Raw genomic sequence first — 18,829 nt, 5'->3', positions numbered from 1 at the left:
ACTGACACAACATAAAGGAGCACCCCATGCCCCATACCGATTCGGGCCTGCACGCGTTGCAGCCCGTCGATCTCGACGCTGGCGCCGTGTTCAGCGGCACCCCGTCGGGCCGCATGATCAAGGGCTACCCCCAGCCCTCGACGTACACCCCCAAGGCCGACCCCGACTACATCTTCCACGAGACCACGCGCGACATCGTGGTCTGGCTGATGACCGCATCCGATCCGCTCTACGTGTTCGGTCCCACCGGCAGCGGGAAGTCCAGCGCCATCCGGCAACTGGCCGCCCGGCTCAACTACCCGGTGTTTGAGGTTACCGGGCATGGCAGGCTGGAATTCCCCGACCTCGTGGGCCACCTGTCCGTGCATCAGGGCTCTATGGAGTTCCGGTACGGACCGCTGGCGCTGGCCATGAAGCATGGAGGAATCCTGCTCCTCAACGAACTGGATTTACTGGAACCCGCCACGGCCACGGGGCTCAACGGCATCCTCGACGGCCAGCCCCTGTGCATCCCGGAGAACGGCGGTGAACTGGTCATGCCGCACCCCATGTTCCGGTTCGCGGCCACGGCCAACACCAACGGCGGTTCCGACGAAACGGGCCTCTACCAGGGCACCCTGCGCCAGAACCTCGCCTTCCTCGACCGGTTCTGGCTGTGCGAGATGGGCTACCCCGAACCCGCAGCGGAAGAACGATTGCTGGAACGCATCGCACCGCAACTCCCTGCACCCCTGCGGCGCACCATGATCGATTACGCCAACGAAGTCCGTCGTCTGTTCATGGACGAATCGGGCACGGCGCATGGCGCCTCCATCGAGGTGACCTTCTCCACCCGTACCCTGATTCGCTGGGCCGACCTGACCCAGCGGTTCCAGCCGCTCGCCCTGCAGGGCATCCAGCCCGTGGCCTACGCCCTCGACCGGACGCTCGGCTTCAAGGCCACCCGGGAAACCCGAACGCTGCTCCACGAGATCGCCCAGCGCATGTTCCCCTCGGGGGAGTGAGCGGGGACGCCGCTACCGCGCCGAACACGTCCGCTGCGGACACCCCCGGCAAGGATGCCGCGTCTCCCCGAATCCCGGGCAATACCGGCCTAGTGCTCCAGTTCATGGATTCCCTGCTTACTCGTCAGTCTCTTGACCCCGCCTTCTTCGCCTCCCTCCCTTCACCTCCCTGGCTGCGCCTCGAAAAGGACACACCTTCGGGCGGCAAGTTCTGGTCCTGCACCATCCAGGAGCACGGCATCGACCTTCATTGGGGCAAGCTAAATACGCAAGGACAACGGCTTGCCCTGGCCATCACCCGGTGCAACCGGGGCAACCCCATCCGCGAGGCGCGGTCACGCACCCTTGGCAAACTCAAGGAAGGCTACCGGCTCGCCTCGTCATACGGCCCTCTCCCGTAACCGTGATTTCCCTCCCGACGATTCCGCATTCTGGAACGACCTCGACCTACACAGCACCCACGAGGAGCACACTCTCATGAAAGCGACATCCGCCATGCGCATCTTCCCCTTCTCCCGCAGCATCCACCTCGTCCGGGATATCCACACCAACGGCGTCCGCCACCACTGGAAGGCGGAAGCGGAACTCTACCTCCTCAAGGTCCGCACCTGGACCGGGGATGACGAGGAACCACATCCCTCTCGGGTCACGGTCCACACCATCGGGTGGGGCCGCTGCATCGACGAGGACCCGGTACAGGAAATGTGGCGACAGGCTGCGGAGAAGATCGAAAAAGACCACTACCACTTCCACAACGGAATCTAGGACGCCCCTCCCCCGAGGGGCGTTCCGCTTTTATGGAGCACGCACATGAACGACACCATCCTGAACTGCCTTATGGCCATCAACCTCGACGTGAACATCTGGACCGCCCGCCGCAAGTTGACCCCGGCGGACTTCGGCGGTGCAGACCTGCCGCCGGAGGAGCTTGCCTCCCTCGGCAGCAAGCGCATCTGCGATCCCGAGGAACTGAAGATCTTCGGCACGCTGAAAGCGCGCGCGGTGAACCTGCTCGACCGTCACGGCGTACGCTTTCTTGGCGGTTGGGGCATTCCGGAGGAAAAAGCCCCCGTTCTTGTGGAAGAACTCGACCGCATTCGAACCGAATTTCTGGCAGCCAGGGATACCTTCCTCACCCGGTACGATGACGCCGTTCGGGACTGGATTGCCCGGCACGGCGAGTGGGAGCGCATCATCGCCGATTCCACCGTCAGTGCGGACTACGTGCGCAGCCGCATGGGCTTCCGTTGGCAGGTCTACCGCATCGTGCCGCCCGCTCAGAACGATGTGGAGCCGGTTGCCCTGGGGCTTGCGGAAGAGGTGCGAGGGCTTGGCCGGACCCTGTTCGACGAGGTGGCCAAAGCCGCCACCGAGGCCTGGCACAAGTGCTACGCGGGCCGCAGCGAAGTGACCCACAAGGCGCTGTCTCCCCTGCGAACCATCCACCAGAAACTGGTCGGGCTCACCTTCGTGGAACCCAGGGTGGCCCCGGTGGCCGACCTCATCGGAACGGCCTTCGCCAATCTGCCCAAGCGGGGCAGGATACAGGGGGCGCACCTGCTCATGCTGCAGGGGCTGGTGGCCCTGCTGCGCGATCCGTCCGCGCTCATGGAGCATGGGCAGCGGATCATGGAGGGGCATCGTCCGGCAGACCTGCTGGATGCTCTGCTGCGGCAGGATGGGAGCACGAAGAATGGACGGATAGCGTCCGCAGACGAACCCGAAAAAGGGGAAGACGACATGCCCGACCTTGGGGACGACCTTGCGCTGGACGCCATTCCCCGCGAGGTCATGCCCGACTTGCAACCCGTCCTGCCCAATTGCGGGCTTTGGTAGGGCTTACATTCCCCCATCCATTGGCGCTACTACCGGGCGGACCGGCCACTACGGGCCGCCTTGCAGGAGGACAACATGCTGGATACACGCGCCGTGATGCGCTCGCTGCCGCTGGTGGCGAGCGTGCTCGGCAGGAAATACGGCGTCACCGTGACCATCGGGGGCACGGAGGCTTACACGGACGGCGCGGCCATCCATCTTCCCGCACTGCCAGTGGACGCGCCCGACACCTTCCTCGCACTGGCCCGCGGCTACATCGACCATGAGGCCGCCCACCTGCGGGATACCGACTTCGCAGCGCTGAAGGCCGCGAACCTTGCCCCTCTTGAGCACCATGCCTGGAACATCATCGAGGACTGGAGGGTGGAAAACCGTCTGGTCGCCTCGTTCCCCGGTTGCCGGGGCAACTTCGACTGGCTCATCGGCCATTTCTTCGGCGGCAAGGCGACCAAGACAGCGGACGATCCCGCTGTGCTGTTCCTGAACTGGCTGCTGCTCACGGTCAGGGCATGGGACGTCCCGGCCATCGAAAAACGGCGCGATACCATCGCGGCACATCTCGATAAAATCTGTCCGGGCCTGCTTACCCGCATGGCCTGCGTGGTGGAAGCGGTACGTACCTCGTGCGCATCCACTGCCGAGGCCATTGCCCATGCGCGGGCCATCGTCGTTGAACTGGGCAAGGCCACGGAAACGCCGCAACCCGCGTCAGGTACGAATCCGGACGCCAATCAAACTGGGGGAGCCCCGGAGGGTGGGTCTGGCGATGGCAATCAGCCTACGGCATCGCCATGGGAACGGATAAGGAACCTGCTGCATGCCCAGGAGGACGAGCTTCCGCAGGAATTCGGTGCAATCCTTGGTGAGGCCCTGAAGCGTGAGGCTCCCGCACGTGATGGACTGCCCGTCAGCGTGGCCACCGTCACCCACAAGGCCAGTTCTGACCTGCACCCTGATGACATCGTCGAGGCCAAACGGGCATCGACGGCCCTGCGGACGCGGCTTCATGGCCTGTTGCAGGCTGCGACCATCAGCCGGACCCACGGGGCACAGAGCGGGAGGCTCGACCCGCGCAGGCTCCACCGCATCGCCACGGATGACGCTCGCGTCTTCATGCGCAAGGGAACGCGCGTCGGCATTAATACCGCCGTGCACCTACTTCTCGATTGCTCAGGGTCCATGACCCCGAACATCCGGCTGGCCAGCACGGCCTGTCACGCCGTGGCTTCGGCCCTTGAGACCGTGGGCATCAACGTGGCCATCACCGCTTTTCCGGCCAGCCATGACCCGGCGTCAACAGAACAGAAAACGGTGGGGCGCCTGGTGCGGCACGGTCAGCGGGTACATCCGAGACTGAAGGTGGCAGCCGTGGGGACCACCCCACTGGCCGAGTCCCTGTGGTGGGTAATGCAGGAAATGCTGCCCCTGCGTGAGGCTCGCAAACTCATCCTGCTGCTGACCGATGGCGACCCCGATACGCCGACATGTGCCCTGGAAGCCATTCGGCACGCCGAACGGCTGGGGTTCGAGGTCTACGCCATCGGCATCGGTGCGGTGAACATCCTGCAACACCTGCCGGGACGGCACAGGACGATCAACACCATGGCCGAACTTACCCCGGCGATGTTCGGCCTGCTCCAAGGCGCTCTGGTCGGAAGGCGCGCGACATGATGCAACGACGAAAAACACCGGCAACGAACAACGGGGAGGCACCACGCCTCCCCGTTCTCTTTCAACACCCCGACAAGGAGGTCATATGCGCTGGATGTACCTGTGCCGGTTCTGGCCGTGGAAGAAATGCCTTCTGCCGCCTGCGGAATGCGTCCTCTTCGCGGACTGCCCCAAGGTCCGCACCCCGAGGAGAGGAAAATGGGCATAAGCTGGGGATCAATCATCGCCATAGCCATCGCGGTACTTAACGTCGTCAAGGAGAGCATCGATGACTGAGCACGAGTCCAAGGACAAGGGAATGAACAGGGCCTGGGTGTTTCTTGGCGGCTGCCTAGCCGGTGTCGCTGGCGTGTTCGCTGCTGCCATATTGTCGGAGACAGGCACCACGAAAACGAACGATTGCGAGGAAGAACCGTTGGCGCTGCCTGAAGGCCGTCCCCAAGAGGAGTAGTCCATGAAGGAGGGGGGAGACTATCATCCCCCCCACAACGGAGTAGGGGGAACGCCACAGGCGCACACCCCCACCCGGATGCACTAGCCCACCATGCTGACATTACTATTTTTTTCTTTTTAGCCCTCAATTTTTCACCGATTTGCGGTGTATAACCACCGAATCACCGGTGCATTTCGCGGCACAACCCCGGCACATCACGATAAAAGCACTGCGCATGGCCGGGCATTCCAGAAAAAGGAAGGGTGCCCCGTATGCTGAGGCACCCGTTCAAGACGGAATCGCTTGCAAGCAGCACTACACACAACGGTAGTAGGTGGCCTTGCCTTTGCCTTCCTTTACGATAAGCCCTCGGTCCTTGAGCTTTCGGAGTATGCCACCAAGCTTGTCCTCTTTGAGGCCGGTCCGTGTTTCCAATTCAGACCTGGAGCTCTTCTTCTCTTTCAGCGCACTGAACACCTTTTCCTCGTCTGGCGACAGGGAGTCCATGTCGACATCCCGGGTGGGAACAACGGGGGGCTCCATTGCCCTCGGCTCGCTGCTCAATCCTTCAGACATAGGCGATTGCCCGACGTCTGCGAGAGAGCCCTCGATATGGCGCCACCCACTACCTACCGGAAGGTGGTAGGTACAGGATTTCCTTTCAAGTTGGGGCGCAGCCTTGCACTTGGTAACGGTCATTCGCACGACTGGACCGTCGGCTTGGCAAACCTCCTCCAACTCAGGGCTCCGGTTCTCCTGGCTTGCCAACTGCTCGCGCCCATCCAGGCGGATGACGTTCTGGGACAAACTGGAGAGATCGGCTGATCCTTTGAAGTTTGTTCCATCCTTGCCGGAGTGATGCACGATGATGACCGCGATCCCTGCTTGTTCAACTTGTCGGACGAAGTTGAACAGCCCATCGGCGTTGCTTTTGGCCGCGCTTGGAGCCAACGACAACAGGTTGTCGATGACAAGCACATTAGCCCTTTCGTGGCGGAGTTGTTCGATGACTTGTTGCGAGCATGCCGCATCCAGAATGTTCAAGCCGGATTGGGGCAGGATGCTCAAATTTTGATCCACGAGGGCCTGGGCATTCGGGTTTCCGTGAAGGAGTTGCTGACAACGCGCCTTGAAGTCTTCCCCGCCAACCTCACCATCAAGGTAGCAGACGCGGCGAGGGCCCATCGCAGCTAGTCCGAATGCTTTGAATCCACCAGCCATAGCCAAGGCCAGTTGGATAGCGACCCAGCTTTTGCCCGCATTGGAGCATCCCCAAATCAGCGTCGTGTATTGGGGCGTGATCAGGATATCCAGAGTCAGAAGAACTCGGGCACCCGGCTCTTTTCCCTGAATGTCGCCAAGACGAAAAAACTGGATGGTTCCCTTGCTTTCCCGAACCTCCTCCGTGGGCACGGACACAAGGCCCACGGACGCCATCCACCGCCTATAGTCCGCAGCCGGAATAGACAGACGGCACACGTCCTGAGCAAACTTTGAGGGCAATTCAATGCGGTCAAGGTACACCGCCCTCCCCCACAGCTCCTTTTCCCACGATTCAGGGGGACAAGAGGCATCAATGACCGGCACACCGGTGGCAATGATGGGCCACGGGTAGACGCTCACGCTCGCGGCGCCTTCCTTTGCGCAACGTTTCGCCCAGTCTTCAGCCCCCTTCACCCCCTCACGAGTGGAGTCGGGGATAATCACGACAGGATGCCCGGCTAGGTCTTTGAAGTGCAGGGCGTCAAATGCAGTCGCCCCCCCAAAGCAGCCAGAAGCAATGATGCCTGCCCGTTCAAGCAACCGACCCTCCCGTGCCTTCTCCCGAAAGTGCATGGCCACCCGCGTACCGAGGCAGAGCAACACGGGAGCCTTCCGATATCTTGCCATCCTCGTGCGCGAATACAGCCAGGCAGAGGCCGGAGCCACACCGATACGTAGTGCAGGTTCGCCATCTTTCTCGACTCGGCTCGCGAGCACAAAAAAATCGCCATTGCCGTTGGTATAGCGGCAGACCGCCTGCTCCTTGAACCCACTGAAGTCATGCAGATAGTCCACATCTTCAAGTTGGTAGGAGCGCCCTCGAACGATAAGTTGCTTCGGGATATACTCCTCAATGATGCTGGTGCTCGGTGGCAGGGGGGGCGGGGTATTGCTCCCAGCCGGAAACGTATGGAAGCAGTATTCCGGCTTCAAGCCGAGCAGCCCTCCCACGACCTGAGCCGCTTCGAGTGGGCCTCTATTCAGGCTTGAAGACGCCAGGGAAATGATGCTCTCATCCCCCTTGTTACTCTTGGGATTCCCGCCTCGGCGAAGCCACAAATGCCTGTCAACGTCAATGCCAAGCGCCATAAGCAGGCGCTCGCGACGGTCAGCGGCGAGCTTTGCAAATTCCCACTCGACCAGCGCGCTGAATACTTCCGCATTTGAATCCGCCGTGAGGACAGACGGAAGGTTCGAGCCGTCAACCCCGGCCAGCATCCGCTTTACCTTGGGTGATATTGCAGGAAAATATTGAGTCGTGTCTGCCGGGTAGCTCGCCTGGTTATATGGCAGATGCGGGGCCAGTGATGTTCGGGGCCGCGCCCATGGGGCCTCCCGTTGCCACCGATGAGGCGAACTGGGCTGCGGTAACGAAGAGGCCTCTGTGGGTGTGACGTCAATGACAGGAGACTCACCATGTAAAGCTGGCTCCCCAAGCATGCAGGAACTAGTTACCGGTTGCCTCGTTTTGCACGCAGTTTCTATCATTTTTTCAATGCTCAACTCTTTCATAAGAACTCCTTTGCATGGGCAGGGGGGTATCCCCCCCAGCCATGCGATCTATCGCTTTGGGATGATTGTGACGTCCAAACGCGTCAGCGAAACCTGGATCTCTTCGACCTTCGCAAGTGACTCGGGCGATGCCTCCAGGACTTCCTTGACACGCGCGGCAAGGACATTGAGATCGATTTGGGGAATCTTAGGAACTTGTTGTTCTTCTTTCGGATGCATATGAACCTCTCATGAGTTGGAGATTGAGTAGCTCCAGCCACCGCGTTGGATATCAGCGCGGGGCACTGAACTACGAAAAGTCGATTCTGTGCGCCTGCATGAAGCTGGCAATGTCTATTGTCGAGTAGCGAACCGCTCGACCGACCTTCGTGTAGGGGAGTCCCTTTCTTCGCAGGCGATGCCCACGCAGCGTGTGGACGCTCAAGCCTGTCAATTGTGCTGCGGTTTTTTCCGATACCCACTGGGTGTCCGGGGCCTCTGTGCGCTCAACGCCACCAATGCTCATGGCAATCCTCCTGAACCAAAGCTCTTTTTCTTAAACGGGCTGCTTTGCGCACCCAACAGATCAGTAGAAACCAAATTCCTCGAAAAATGTCATGGGTACCAAACGTCGACGTTTGGTACCTGGAGATGTTGCCCATCACGACTCACGGGAGAGAGGATAAAAAGCAGGAGGCCCCCCAGTTCGGGAGGCCTCCTAACAGATGCGTATGGTGACGGGGTGGCCCATGGTTTTGCTACTACGAGATTCCGATTAGCCATCCCAAGGTTGGAAATAGGGTTGGAAAAACAAAAAGGCCCTTACGGAGAGCATCCGTAAGGGCCTTGATTTACTGGTTGCGGGGGCCGGATTTGAACCGACGACCTTCGGGTTATGAGCCCGACGAGCTACCGAGCTGCTCCACCCCGCGACACGATGTGGGGATTGCCTCCCCAGCGAAGAAGGTGTGTATACGCGGGGGTGGCCGGGCTGTCAACCGCGCATTTACATCGCCGGGCAAATTCCTTATGTAGTGCGGGCCATGCAGAACAAGAACATCACCTCTCTTTCCGTCGTGTTGCCCGTGTACAACGAACAGGACAACCTGCCCGCCCTGTTCGAGGAAATCCGCCGCTCCATCGCCAACATCGGCAAGGAGTGGGAAGTGCTGTTCGTGGACGACGGCAGTAAGGACCGCAGCCTCGAGGTCATCAGGGCCCTTGCGGCGGAGCACCCCCAGGTGCGCTACCTGTCGTTCCGCAAGAACTGCGGGCAATCCGCCGCCTTTGCCGCCGGGTTCCAGGCCGCGCGCCACGAGGTCATCGTGACCATGGACGCCGACCTGCAGAACGACCCCGCCGATATCCCCGCCATGCTCATCGAGTTCGAGCGCGGGTACGACATGGTCATCGGCTGGCGCGCCAAGCGCAAGGACACCTTTGCCAAGCGCATCGCCTCCAGGTGGGCCAACGCCATCCGCAACCGCCTGACCGGCGAGACGGTGAAGGACACCGGCTGCTCGCTGAAGGTGCTGCGCACCACCATGGCCCGGCGCATCCCCATGTTCACCGGCATGCACCGCTTTCTGCCCACCCTGATGAAGATGCAGGGCGCCACCGTGGCCGAACTGAAGGTGAACCACCGCCCGCGCCTGCACGGCGTATCCAAGTACGGGGCCTTCAGCCGCGCCAAGACCGCCGCCTTCGACCTGCTGGCCGTGGCGTGGATGAAGCGCCGCTACATCAATTACGACATCGCCGAGCACAACTGATCTCGGGGCGGGCCGCACCGCCGCCCTGCTCCGGGCCGGACAGCCCCTCATCTCTGCACGGGCTTGGGGAATGGACACGCTGGAATGGATGCTCTGGCCCGCCCGCTGGGCCATCCTGACCATTGGCCTGCTGTCGCAACTGGTCGCGCTGGCGCTGGACATGCGCTGCGGGCATCATCCGGATAGTGCGGTATCCACGCCGGGTGGACAGGCACCATCCGAAGGCACCCGCGCAACCATCGCCGTCGATGCGGGCAGTGCCGCCCCACCGGACACGCCCTCCTCTCCCGACGCCACAGGCCGTCCCCCCAGCGAAACGCCATCCGCGCCAGCCTCCCGCGCCGCCCCCGCCCCACGCGGCCCGCGCCTTCTGCGCATCGCCATGCTGACCGGCGGCGGCCTTGTGGCTGTCTTTGCCCTGCTGGAGCGCGACATGCTGCTGCTGGCCGGACAGGTACTGGCCATGCCCCTGCTCTGGCCGCGCTTGCGCTGAACCCTCCGGCATCTTGACGTCGCGGCCCGTTGCCGCTACTGCGCACATGCGGTGTGCGCCGCCGTCAGCGCGCCGCGCGTGTCCTAACCGTCTCCGGTACGCGCCTGAGCCACGCGGTCGACAGGCGCACGCCTGACCGGCACACACTCGACCGGCACACGGCATGCGCAGCCAACCGGCCCCACCGATGCAGGACCAGCCCCGCGCGGGGCGTTCCACCGCACCCGGCCATCGCCTGCCGTTCACCCCGTCGCCGCGCCAACCGCCGCCCGTCCGTCCACCCTCACCCGGCGCCCGCCATTGCCCCGCATGACCAACCGCCCCACCCGACTTCTCAAACGCGTGCTCAAGGGTGCGTTCGTCTTTCTCGGACTTGCCGCCGCCATCGCTCTGTTGCGCCTTTCCGGCCTGCACGACGCCCTGGATACCGCCTGGGTGGACGCCAACATCCGCGACCACGGCGTGTCCGGCCTGGCCCTGTACCTTGGCGTGAGTTGCCTGCTTACCGCCGTGGGCATGCCCCGCCAGGTGGTGAGCTTTCTGGGCGGCTATGCCTTCGGCGCGGTGCTGGGCACGGTGTGGGGCACGCTGGCCACGGCCATGGGTTGCGTGGTCACCTTCTACTATGCGCGCCTTGCCGGGCAGTCGTTCGTGGCGCGCCGTTTCAGCCGCAGGGTGGCGAAAATCAACGCCTTCCTCGGACGCGATCCGTTCGCCATGTCCTTCATCATCCGCTGCCTGCCCGTGGGCAACAACGTGCTGACCAACCTGCTGGCCGGGGTCAGCGCCATTCCCGCGCTGCCCTTCTTTGTCGGGTCCGCCGCCGGGTACGTGCCGCAAACGTTCATCTTCGCCCTGCTGGGCAGCGGAGTGCGCGTTTCGCCGGAGCTGCGCACCACCGCCAGCGCCGTGCTGTTCGTGGTGTCCAGCCTGCTGGGCTACCTGCTGTACCGCCGTTACCGGGTGGACGACACCCTCGAAGTTCCGGAAGACGACGCTGAGGGTGGACCGGATGGCAACGAGAACGGCAACCATTCCTCCCCCACCGACAAGGGCGTATAGCCCGCTACGCAAGATCGCCCCCCCCAACCAGTTGAGACAGCTGAGACAGTTGAGCCAACCGAGTCAGCTGCCCCCGCTGGCTTCCGGCATCTCGCCCCGCCCAACACGCCACCTGCACGCGCCATTTCCCGCCGCAACGCGAAACCGCCCGCCGACATGCATCGGCGGGCGGTTTTCATTGCAGCGTCAAAAACGGTTCGGGCGATCTGCGCCTTACGACACCTTGGCCCCGTTGGCCACCGGACCGGACGCGGCCACCAGTTGCATGCCGCTTTCGGTGCGCACCGCAAGGATCATCCCCTGCGATTCCAGGCCGCGCAGCTTGCGCGGGGCAAGGTTGGCCACCACGGCCACCTGGCGTCCCAGCAGGAAGTCCGGCGTAAAGTATTCGGCAAGCCCGGCCACGATCTGGCGCGGGGCCGCCTCGCCAAGGTCCACTTCCACACGCAGCAGCTTGTCGGCGTTGGGATGCCGTTCCACCACCACCACGGTGCCGAAGCGGATGTCCAGCTTCTGGAAGTCGGCGAACTCGATGGTGGCGGGTTCGTCGCCAGCGGCAGGTGCGGCGGATTGCGCGGCAGCCTGAGCGGAAGCGGCGGCCTTGTCCTTTTTCTTGCCTTCCGCCTTGGCGGGTTTGGGCTCTTCCGCCTTTTCCAGTTCCACACGGGGGAACAGGTTGGACGAAGCCGCCACGGTGGTACCGGCGGCCAGCCCGCCCCAGCAGTCGGCCTCGTCAGCCAGTTGCACGGTGGCCGGGTCCAGCGTCTGGCCCAACTGCCCCAACAGCACGGTGGAGGCCTCGGGCATCACCGGCCACAGGTGCACGGCCACCTTGCGCATGCATTCCAGCATCACGTACATGACGGTGCCCAGGCGCTCGGTGTCGCCCTGCTTGAACAGGGTCCACGGCGCGGCATGGTCGACGTAGCGGTTCAGGGCGCGCACCAGTTCCCACAGCGATTCCAGCGCGTTGGAGAAGCGCACCCGTTCGAACAGCCGCACGTAATTGCGCTGGGCTTCTTCCGCAAGGGTGCGGATGGCCTCGTCTTCCTCGGTCAGCGGGCCCTGCGCGGGCACCACGCCGCCGAAGTACTTGGCGGTCATGGACAGCACGCGGCTGAACAGGTTGCCGAGGTCGTTGGCCAGGTCCGCGTTCAGGCGGGCCACCAGCGCGTCTTCCGAGAAGCTGGCGTCGCTGCCGAAGTGCATCTCGCGCAGCAGGAAGTAGCGGAAGGCGCTCAGGCCGTACTTGTCGATCATGGACAGCGGGTCAACCACGTTGCCCAGCGATTTGGACATCTTGGTGTCGCGCACCAGCCAGTAGCCGTGCACGTTCAGGTTGTTGTAGGGCTCAAGACCCGCCGCCTTCAGCATGGTGGGCCAGAACACCGCGTGCGGCTTCAGGATGTCCTTGGCCACCAGATGCTGCACGCCGGGCCAGAAGCGGCCGAACTTCTCTCCGTCGGGCCAGCCCAGCGCGGAGATGTAGTTGATCAGCGCGTCGAACCACACGTAGCACACGTAGTCCTTGTCGAACGGCAGTTCGATGCCCCAGGTCAGGCGGGATTTGGGCCGCGAGATGCACAGGTCTTCCAGCGCGCCGCTGTCCAGAATGCCCAGCACTTCGCTGCGGTAGCGTTCGGGCCGGATGAAGTCGGGGTTGTCCAGAATGTACTGGCGCAGCCAGCCCTGGTACTTGGACATGCGGAAGAAGTAGTTCTTTTCGCTGATGTATTCCGGCTTCACCTGATGCTGGGGGCACAGGCCGTTTTCCAGTTCCTTCTCGGTGTAGAACCGTTCGCACCCGTAGCAGTAGTGACCGCCGTACTCGCCGAAGTAGATGTCGCCGCTGTCGTAGACCTTCTGCAACACGTCCTGCACGCACTTCTTGTGTTCCGCGTCGGTGGTGCGGATGAACTGGTCGTACTCCACGCCCAGATGCGGCCACAGGTCGCGAAACTGCGTGCTCACGCCGTCCACGAATTCCTGCGGCGAACACCCGGCCTTTTCGGCGGCCTGCACGATCTTGTCGCCGTGCTCGTCGGTGCCGGTCAGAAAGTAGGTGTCCTTGCCCAGCAGGCGGTGGAAGCGGCGCAGCGAATCGGCCACGATGGTGGTGTAGGCATGGCCGAGGTGCGGCTTGGCGTTGACGTAGTAAATGGGGGTGGTGATGTAGAAGCGGTCCACGTGGGTCTCCCGATTCGGACGCTGCGGGCGGTGCGGGCCTGCCGCGCCGCCGTTCCGATATGATGGCCGCCCCCGGCGCGCGCCGGGGGCGGAAACTGTTGCCTGTATGGTCGCCGCGTCCTGCTCCGTGCGGATGGATGCAGGGCTGACGGATGTGGTCGATTATTCGCTGCCGGTTCCGCCGCTATGTCCGCCGCCGGAACCGCCCTCGCCGCCCTCACCGCCCTCACGGGGACCGGAAGGACGCCGCTTGCGCTTGCGCCGCCCCCGGCTGGACCGCAGGGTGGACGGATCGGTGTTTTTCAGCGGGCCGCGCGCACGCGGCATGGCGATGGCCGCCGGCGCGCCCGCCACGGTGGGTGCCGGTGCCGGAGCCGGTGCGGCAGGAGCGGCACCGGAAGCGGGACCGGCCTGGACTCCGGCCTGGGGCTGGGACGAACCGGCGTCCGATGCCGCTACCCCCGTGCCGGGGATCTGCGGCGCGGTGCCGACGGTGGGACCGTCCGACGCAGCGGGAGCCGCCGCCGAAACGGCTGTCGCGCCGTCGGTTGCGGAAACCGCCGGGGACGGGACATCCGCCGGGGTGGCATCTGCGCCGTCACCAGCGATGCCCACGGAAGCCGCCGCCACTGCCACCGGGGCATCCGCCCCTTCGGCCTGCGGCGCGGGGCCGCCGGTCATGAACGTATCAAAGGTCGCGGCAAACGCGGCCTGGGCGATGCTGCCCGCCGGGGCGGCCTCGCGCATGGGGCGCGGGGCGTCAAGTGGTGCGAGCGGTGCCTGCGGGGCACGGCCATCGCGCCGGTCAGCCCGGTCAGTACGGTCCGTACGGTCGGGACGATCCGAACGGTCCGGCCTGTCCGATCGCTCTGGGCGATCACCCCGGTCTCCCCGTTCGGGTCGGTCGCCACGCTCGGGCCTGCGCCCGTCACGCCCCTCGCGCGGCTGGCCTTCCGGCCCGTCCGGGCGCGGCATGCCGCCACCGTGGCCGCCGGGACCGCCGGGGCCACCGCCGCCCTGCTCGGGTCGGCGCGGCTCCATCTGCTGCCATTCTTCCAGCGTGACCTCGACCTCTTCGTTGGATTCGGTCAGCAGGGCCAGGCTGCCCCGGAACATGTTGGCGCGCAGCACCTTCACCGCGCCGCGCGAGGTCAGGTACTTCTTGCCAAGGCGCGGGCAGCGCCGGTGAAATTCCTCGTAGTTTTCCTGCTCGTAGCTCAGGCAACACAGCAGCCGCCCGCAAATGCCCGAAATCTTGGCCGGATTCAGGAACAGGTTCTGTTCCTTGGCCATCTTGATGGTCACCGGGGCAAACTTGCGCAGAAAGCGGCGGCAGCAGCAGACCATGCCGCAGTTGCCCACCGCGCCGATCATCTGCGTTTCGTGACGCACGCCGATCTGGCGCAGCTCGATGCGGGTGCGGTAGTTCTTGACCAGGTCCTTGACCAGTTCGCGAAAGTCGATGCGGGTCGGCGCGGTGAAGTAGAAGATGATCTTGCTGCGGTCGAAGAACACCTCCACGTCCACCAGCTTCATCTCCAGGTCGCGGCCCCGGATGCATTCGTTGCAGAAGGCGCGGGCCTCGTCGCCCAGCTTCTCGTTTTCCGCCGCCTGTTCCAGGTCCTCGCCGCTGGCCACGCGCAGGATGGGCCGCAGGTCGGCCTCGGTTTCTCCCGCGTCTTCGGGCAGGTCGTCGCGCAGGGCCACCACTTCGCCGATGCCCTGTCCCTGGTCGGTTTCCACGATCACCCTGTCACCCACGGCAACGGGCTGACCACCACTAAGAAAATAGTATATCTGTCCGTATTCACGGAACTTGATGCCGAGTATTCGTTCCATCGTGCTCGCCGGTTTCAGCCGGTTGACGCCCGTCCGGAAACATTCCGGCGGAAGGGGGTGCGAACGGATTACGCCGCATGGCCGCGTGGCGGCCATCTCCGCCTTCCTTGGCGAAATAACCTCCTCTTTTCCGCTTTTATGGGGCACGTGTCAACAAAGCCGCGCCCCGCGCGGCCCCGGCGGCAGCGGCCCCCTTCGGCCCGCGCATGTTCGCGGCGGTTGCAACGCCCGTGCTCGTGCCGTACAAGGTTCGAAGTCCATGTGACCCGTTTCACGAAGACCGTCCACCGGAGGCCCCCATGCTCCCCCGCGCCGAAGCCCTCGACCTGCTCCGCTCGCACAACCCGGAACCCCACCTTGTCCAGCACGCCTTGGCCACCGAGGCCGTCATGCGCGGCCTGGCCGCCCGCTTCGGGCAGGACGCCGAACTGTGGGGCCTGTCCGGGCTGCTGCACGACATCGACTACCCGCTCACCAAGGACACCCCCGAACACCACGGCCTGGTGGCCGTGGACCTCATCGGGGACAGGCTGCCGCCGGAAGCCGTACAGGCCATCGTGGCCCACAACAGCGAATGCACCGGCCGCGAACCGGCCAGCCTGTTCGACCGCGCCCTGCGCTGCGGTGAAAGCGTGACCGGCCTGGTCAGCGCCGCCGCGCTGGTGCGCCCCACCGGCATGGACGGCATGCAGGCCTCCAGCCTGAAGAAGAAAATGAAGGACAAGGCGTTCGCCGCCAGCGTCAGCCGTGAAAGGATACGCGAGTGCGAGGCCATCGGCCTTGAACTTGGCGAATTCCTGACCATCGCCATCGAGGCCATGACGCCTGCCGCCGCAGAGCTGGGACTAACCCGCTAGTCGGCCCGCCCCTGCCCGCACGGGCCGATCTGGCCAGCCGGACAATCGGGCCAGCCGGGCAATCGGACCAGCCGGGCAATCGGACCAGTTGGGCCAATGAGGTTAGTCGGGCCACGCTCGCGCGCCCCTTTCCGGCAACAACGACACCGCTCCAACGCACAACACCCCCGAAGGAACCCCGCATGAAGCTCTCGTTCGTCATCGTCGCCGCCAACGCGGCGAAGTACATCGGCGACTGTCTTGCCTCGGTCCGCGCCGCCGCGGCCGAAATGACGGGCCTTGCCGAATCCGCCGACATCATCGTCGTGGACCGCGCCTCCACCGACGCCACCGTACGCAACGCGCGCGACATCGCGCCCGAGGCCGTCATCGTGGAAGCCCCGGCGAGCGCCGGTTTTGCCGCCGCCGCCAACCTGGGCGTCGCCCGCGCCAGCGGCGACGTGGTCATCTTCGTGGATCCCGCCGTCACCCTGTGCCCCGGCGCGGCCCGCCGTCTGGTGGAACACATGGACACCACCCCCGCCTGCATGGTGGCGGGCGGCATGGTCAACGGCCCCAAGGACGCCGTGCTGCGCGGCGCCGCCCGCCTGCCCGGCCTGATCGTGAAGCTGGCCCGCCTCAGCGGGCTGCCGGGCTGCCTGCCGCGCACCTGGTTCAACTGGCCCGCCTACGGCGAAAAGCACTTCCAGCAGCCCACCCGCGTGCAGGCCGTTTCGCTGGCCTTCGCCGCCGTGAAGACCGCCGCCCTGCGCAAGCTGGGCCCGCTGGACGAACGCTTTCACGGCGATGCCTTCACCGGGCACGACCTGTGCCGCCGCATCCGCCGCGCGGTGATGTTCGACTGGAACGTGGCCGTGGTGCCGCAGGCCCGCGCCTGCGCGCAGGACGCCTTTGTCCTGCGGCCCGAAGTCGAGGACTTCGACCTGAACGGCGACGGCGTGGTGCGCACCCGCGTGCGCGACGAAATGCTGTACGTGTGGAAGAACTACTGCGTGCTCACCTCGCTGGGCAACAGCCTGCTGGAACTGGCGGGCACCAGCGTGCGCTACGTGGTCTCCGCGCTGCCCGGCATCGGCTGCGACAAGTGCGCCCGCCACAACACCGCCGTGCTGCGCGAAACCTCGCGGGCCATGCTGGATACCCAGCTTGGCATGCAGTACCCCACCACACCCTGGTAGCCGGGGCGCTGGCACCGCACACGCGGCCCTGTCCGCGCGCGAAAGGCCGACCCCAACCATGAACGCATCGGGGCGGACGGCGCACACCGTCCGCCCCGTTCATTCCGCGCGCGCAGGCTGGCCTTATGGGCTGCGCCGTGCTATGCTGCACAGGTATATCCGGAAAAAACCACACAAAATGCCAACGGAACCGGCCGACATTTCCTGACCGGCTCCCCCCTCCGCCCACTTCACTCCAAGCCGCCATCCCCGGGAGGACAGACCCCATGCCCTCGACCCATTTCGACAACGGCGTCCTGCAACTGGACACCACCATTCCCGTCCTGGGACCGGCCAAGATACCCACCCCGCTCTGCTACGGCAGCTACGCCGACGAACAGGGCATCCCCCTGTTCCTCGACCGCGAGCACATCGCCGAACTGGGCGCCGAATCCGTGCCCCTGCTGTTCGAACCCGCCGGGCCGCGCAGCCACCTGTATTTCGATTCCTCCAAGACCAAGTGCGCCATCGTCACCTGCGGCGGCCTGTGCCCCGGCATCAACGACGTCATCCGGGCCATCGTCATGGAGGCGTACCACGCCTACAACGTGCCCGCCGTCATCGGCATCCGCTACGGGCTGGAAGGGTTCATCCCCAAGTACCGCCACGAATTCATGGAACTGACCCCGGACAAGGTCTCGGACATCCACCAGTTCGGCGGCACCATCCTGGCATCGTCGCGCGGGCCGCAGTCGCCCGAAGAGGTGGTGGACGCGCTGGAGCGCATGAACGTCAGCGCCCTGTTCATGATCGGCGGCGACGGCACCATGCGCGCGGCGTCGGGCATCGTGGCCGAAATTTCGCGGCGCAACCTGCGCATCTCGGTCATCGGCATCCCCAAGACCATCGACAACGACATCAACTTCATCAGCCAGTCGTTCGGCTTCGAAACCGCCGTGTACAAGGCCACGGAGGCCATCCAGTGCGCCCACGTGGAGGCGCTGGGGGCCATGAACGGCGTGGGCCTGGTAAAGCTGATGGGACGCGAGTCGGGCTTCATCGCCGCGCACGCCACCCTTTCGCTGAAGGAAGTGAACTTCGTGCTCATTCCCGAGGTGCGCTTTGCCCTGCACGGCGAAGGGGGCCTGCTGCCCGCGCTGGAAAAGCGGCTGCGCTCGCGCGCCCACGCCGTCATCGTGGTGGCGGAAGGCGCGGGCCAGCACCTGCTGGAGGGCACCGGCGAAACCGACGCCTCGGGCAACCCCATCCTGGGCGACATCGCCACCCTGCTGCGCTCGGAAATCAAGCGCTACTGCGACGAACATTCGCTGCCGTACGCGCTGAAGTACATCGACCCCAGCTACATCATCCGTTCCGTGCCCGCCAACGCCAACGACAGGGTGTACTGCGGCTTTCTGGGCCAGCACGCCGTGCACGCCGCCATGGCCGGGCGCACCGGCATGGTGGTGTCCAAACTGATGGACCGCTACGTGCACCTGCCGCTGGACCTGGTGACGCGCACCCGGCGCAAGCTGAACGTGTCTTCCGACTACTGGCGGGCGGTGCTGGAGTCCACCGGGCAGGTGGATCTGGCGGGGATGGTGCCGGATACCACCCGGGCCTGCCCCATTTGACCGCGCCTGTACTCCGTCCTTCGGACCTCCGGCGGCGTCAGATTTCGCCTTCCGCTCCGGTCACGTACGAGAAGAGTACGCTCCCGTCGCGGAAGGCTCATTTTCCTTGCCAGACGACGAAATCCCCGTC

The 18,829-nt window shown here is 64.5% G+C and carries 17 protein-coding genes and 1 tRNA gene; 12 read left to right on the top strand and 6 right to left on the bottom strand.

What is annotated here, in order from left to right; genetic code table 11:
• Window positions 1–26 precede the first annotated feature (26 nt).
• The 6 genes from K6142_RS12985 to K6142_RS12960 all read left to right on the top strand — a co-directional run bounded on the left by K6142_RS12985 (window position 27) and on the right by K6142_RS12960 (window position 4,962).
• Window positions 27–1,004 (top strand): AAA family ATPase, encoded by a 978-nt coding sequence (locus K6142_RS12985; RefSeq protein WP_223380882.1) that lies wholly within the window; start codon window positions 27–29, stop codon window positions 1,002–1,004.
• Window positions 1,005–1,108: 104 nt separating this feature from the next.
• The gene (locus K6142_RS12980) at window positions 1,109–1,405 is read left to right on the top strand and encodes a hypothetical protein (RefSeq protein ID WP_223380881.1); all 297 of its coding nucleotides are present in this window, start codon (window positions 1,109–1,111) and stop codon (window positions 1,403–1,405) included.
• 76 nt (window positions 1,406–1,481) lie between these two features.
• The gene (locus K6142_RS12975) at window positions 1,482–1,769 is read left to right on the top strand and encodes a hypothetical protein (protein ID WP_223380880.1); all 288 of its coding nucleotides are present in this window, start codon (window positions 1,482–1,484) and stop codon (window positions 1,767–1,769) included.
• 45 nt (window positions 1,770–1,814) lie between these two features.
• Window positions 1,815–2,840, top strand: coding sequence for a DUF3150 domain-containing protein (locus K6142_RS12970; protein ID WP_223380879.1), 1,026 nt, complete (start codon window positions 1,815–1,817; stop codon window positions 2,838–2,840).
• Between the two features lie 75 nt (window positions 2,841–2,915).
• The gene (locus K6142_RS12965) at window positions 2,916–4,511 is read left to right on the top strand and encodes a cobaltochelatase CobT-related protein (protein WP_223380878.1); all 1,596 of its coding nucleotides are present in this window, start codon (window positions 2,916–2,918) and stop codon (window positions 4,509–4,511) included.
• A gap of 268 nt (window positions 4,512–4,779) precedes the next feature.
• A complete protein-coding gene (locus K6142_RS12960; protein WP_223380877.1) occupies window positions 4,780–4,962 on the top strand; it encodes a hypothetical protein in 183 nt (60 codons plus the stop codon).
• Between the two features lie 297 nt (window positions 4,963–5,259).
• Here K6142_RS12960 and K6142_RS12955 read toward each other — a convergent pair whose 3' ends face one another.
• From K6142_RS12955 to K6142_RS12940, 4 genes are all read right to left on the bottom strand, one after another.
• A complete protein-coding gene (locus tag K6142_RS12955; protein WP_223380876.1) occupies window positions 5,260–7,719 on the bottom strand; it encodes an AAA family ATPase in 2,460 nt (819 codons plus the stop codon).
• A gap of 48 nt (window positions 7,720–7,767) precedes the next feature.
• A complete protein-coding gene (locus tag K6142_RS12950) occupies window positions 7,768–7,938 on the bottom strand; it encodes a hypothetical protein (RefSeq protein WP_223380875.1) in 171 nt (56 codons plus the stop codon).
• 70 nt (window positions 7,939–8,008) lie between these two features.
• Window positions 8,009–8,224, bottom strand: coding sequence for a helix-turn-helix domain-containing protein (locus K6142_RS12945; RefSeq protein ID WP_196608570.1), 216 nt, complete (start codon window positions 8,222–8,224; stop codon window positions 8,009–8,011).
• Between the two features lie 329 nt (window positions 8,225–8,553).
• Window positions 8,554–8,630, bottom strand: a tRNA-Met gene (locus K6142_RS12940).
• 111 nt (window positions 8,631–8,741) lie between these two features.
• On the opposite strand from K6142_RS12940, the gene K6142_RS12935 reads away from it, so the two are divergent.
• The 3 genes from K6142_RS12935 (at window position 8,742) to K6142_RS12925 (ending at window position 11,025) form a co-directional block, all read left to right on the top strand.
• Entirely contained in the window at window positions 8,742–9,470 is a 729-nt protein-coding gene (locus K6142_RS12935; RefSeq protein WP_190243609.1) for a glycosyltransferase family 2 protein, read from the top strand.
• Between the two features lie 70 nt (window positions 9,471–9,540).
• Window positions 9,541–9,963, top strand: a complete 423-nt coding sequence (locus K6142_RS12930) for a hypothetical protein (protein ID WP_223380874.1) — start codon at window positions 9,541–9,543, stop codon at window positions 9,961–9,963.
• A gap of 309 nt (window positions 9,964–10,272) precedes the next feature.
• Window positions 10,273–11,025, top strand: coding sequence for a TVP38/TMEM64 family protein (locus K6142_RS12925; protein WP_190243611.1), 753 nt, complete (start codon window positions 10,273–10,275; stop codon window positions 11,023–11,025).
• A gap of 213 nt (window positions 11,026–11,238) precedes the next feature.
• Here K6142_RS12925 and metG read toward each other — a convergent pair whose 3' ends face one another.
• A complete protein-coding gene (gene metG, locus K6142_RS12920; RefSeq protein ID WP_190243612.1) occupies window positions 11,239–13,212 on the bottom strand; it encodes a methionine--tRNA ligase in 1,974 nt (657 codons plus the stop codon).
• Between the two features lie 162 nt (window positions 13,213–13,374).
• A complete protein-coding gene (ricT, locus tag K6142_RS12915; protein ID WP_223380873.1) occupies window positions 13,375–15,051 on the bottom strand; it encodes a stage 0 sporulation family protein in 1,677 nt (558 codons plus the stop codon).
• A 299-nt stretch (window positions 15,052–15,350) separates the two neighbouring features.
• Here ricT and K6142_RS12910 point away from each other — a divergent pair, with 299 nt between their 5' ends.
• The 3 genes from K6142_RS12910 to K6142_RS12900 all read left to right on the top strand — a co-directional run bounded on the left by K6142_RS12910 (window position 15,351) and on the right by K6142_RS12900 (window position 18,699).
• Window positions 15,351–15,908 carry an HDIG domain-containing metalloprotein gene (locus K6142_RS12910; RefSeq protein WP_190245572.1) on the top strand — a complete coding sequence of 186 codons (558 nt, stop codon included), beginning with the start codon at window positions 15,351–15,353 and terminating at the stop codon, window positions 15,906–15,908.
• Window positions 15,909–16,090: 182 nt separating this feature from the next.
• Window positions 16,091–17,086, top strand: a complete 996-nt coding sequence (locus tag K6142_RS12905; protein WP_190245571.1) for a glycosyltransferase family 2 protein — start codon at window positions 16,091–16,093, stop codon at window positions 17,084–17,086.
• A 266-nt stretch (window positions 17,087–17,352) separates the two neighbouring features.
• Window positions 17,353–18,699, top strand: a complete 1,347-nt coding sequence (locus K6142_RS12900; RefSeq protein WP_190245570.1) for an ATP-dependent 6-phosphofructokinase — start codon at window positions 17,353–17,355, stop codon at window positions 18,697–18,699.
• Window positions 18,700–18,829 lie beyond the last annotated feature (130 nt).

It is taken from the genome of Nitratidesulfovibrio sp. SRB-5, assembly GCF_019931275.1.
In the GTDB taxonomy this organism is placed as follows: domain Bacteria; phylum Desulfobacterota; class Desulfovibrionia; order Desulfovibrionales; family Desulfovibrionaceae; genus Cupidesulfovibrio.
The sequence above is the reverse complement of the archived record's forward strand: the minus strand, read 5'-3'. Positions and strand labels throughout refer to the sequence as shown.

Coding starts and splice junctions, on each gene's coding strand:
- K6142_RS12985 (WP_223380882.1), top strand. CDS start 27: ATGCCCCATACCGATTCGGGCCTGCACGCGTTGCAGCCCGTCGATCTC.
- K6142_RS12980 (WP_223380881.1), top strand. CDS start 1,109: ATGGATTCCCTGCTTACTCGTCAGTCTCTTGACCCCGCCTTCTTCGCC.
- K6142_RS12975 (WP_223380880.1), top strand. CDS start 1,482: ATGAAAGCGACATCCGCCATGCGCATCTTCCCCTTCTCCCGCAGCATC.
- K6142_RS12970 (WP_223380879.1), top strand. CDS start 1,815: ATGAACGACACCATCCTGAACTGCCTTATGGCCATCAACCTCGACGTG.
- K6142_RS12965 (WP_223380878.1), top strand. CDS start 2,916: ATGCTGGATACACGCGCCGTGATGCGCTCGCTGCCGCTGGTGGCGAGC.
- K6142_RS12960 (WP_223380877.1), top strand. CDS start 4,780: ATGACTGAGCACGAGTCCAAGGACAAGGGAATGAACAGGGCCTGGGTG.
- K6142_RS12955 (WP_223380876.1), bottom strand. CDS start 7,719: ATGAAAGAGTTGAGCATTGAAAAAATGATAGAAACTGCGTGCAAAACG.
- K6142_RS12950 (WP_223380875.1), bottom strand. CDS start 7,938: ATGCATCCGAAAGAAGAACAACAAGTTCCTAAGATTCCCCAAATCGAT.
- K6142_RS12945 (WP_196608570.1), bottom strand. CDS start 8,224: ATGAGCATTGGTGGCGTTGAGCGCACAGAGGCCCCGGACACCCAGTGG.
- K6142_RS12935 (WP_190243609.1), top strand. CDS start 8,742: ATGCAGAACAAGAACATCACCTCTCTTTCCGTCGTGTTGCCCGTGTAC.
- K6142_RS12930 (WP_223380874.1), top strand. CDS start 9,541: ATGGACACGCTGGAATGGATGCTCTGGCCCGCCCGCTGGGCCATCCTG.
- K6142_RS12925 (WP_190243611.1), top strand. CDS start 10,273: ATGACCAACCGCCCCACCCGACTTCTCAAACGCGTGCTCAAGGGTGCG.
- ricT (WP_223380873.1), bottom strand. CDS start 15,051: ATGGAACGAATACTCGGCATCAAGTTCCGTGAATACGGACAGATATAC.
- K6142_RS12910 (WP_190245572.1), top strand. CDS start 15,351: ATGCTCCCCCGCGCCGAAGCCCTCGACCTGCTCCGCTCGCACAACCCG.
- K6142_RS12905 (WP_190245571.1), top strand. CDS start 16,091: ATGAAGCTCTCGTTCGTCATCGTCGCCGCCAACGCGGCGAAGTACATC.
- K6142_RS12900 (WP_190245570.1), top strand. CDS start 17,353: ATGCCCTCGACCCATTTCGACAACGGCGTCCTGCAACTGGACACCACC.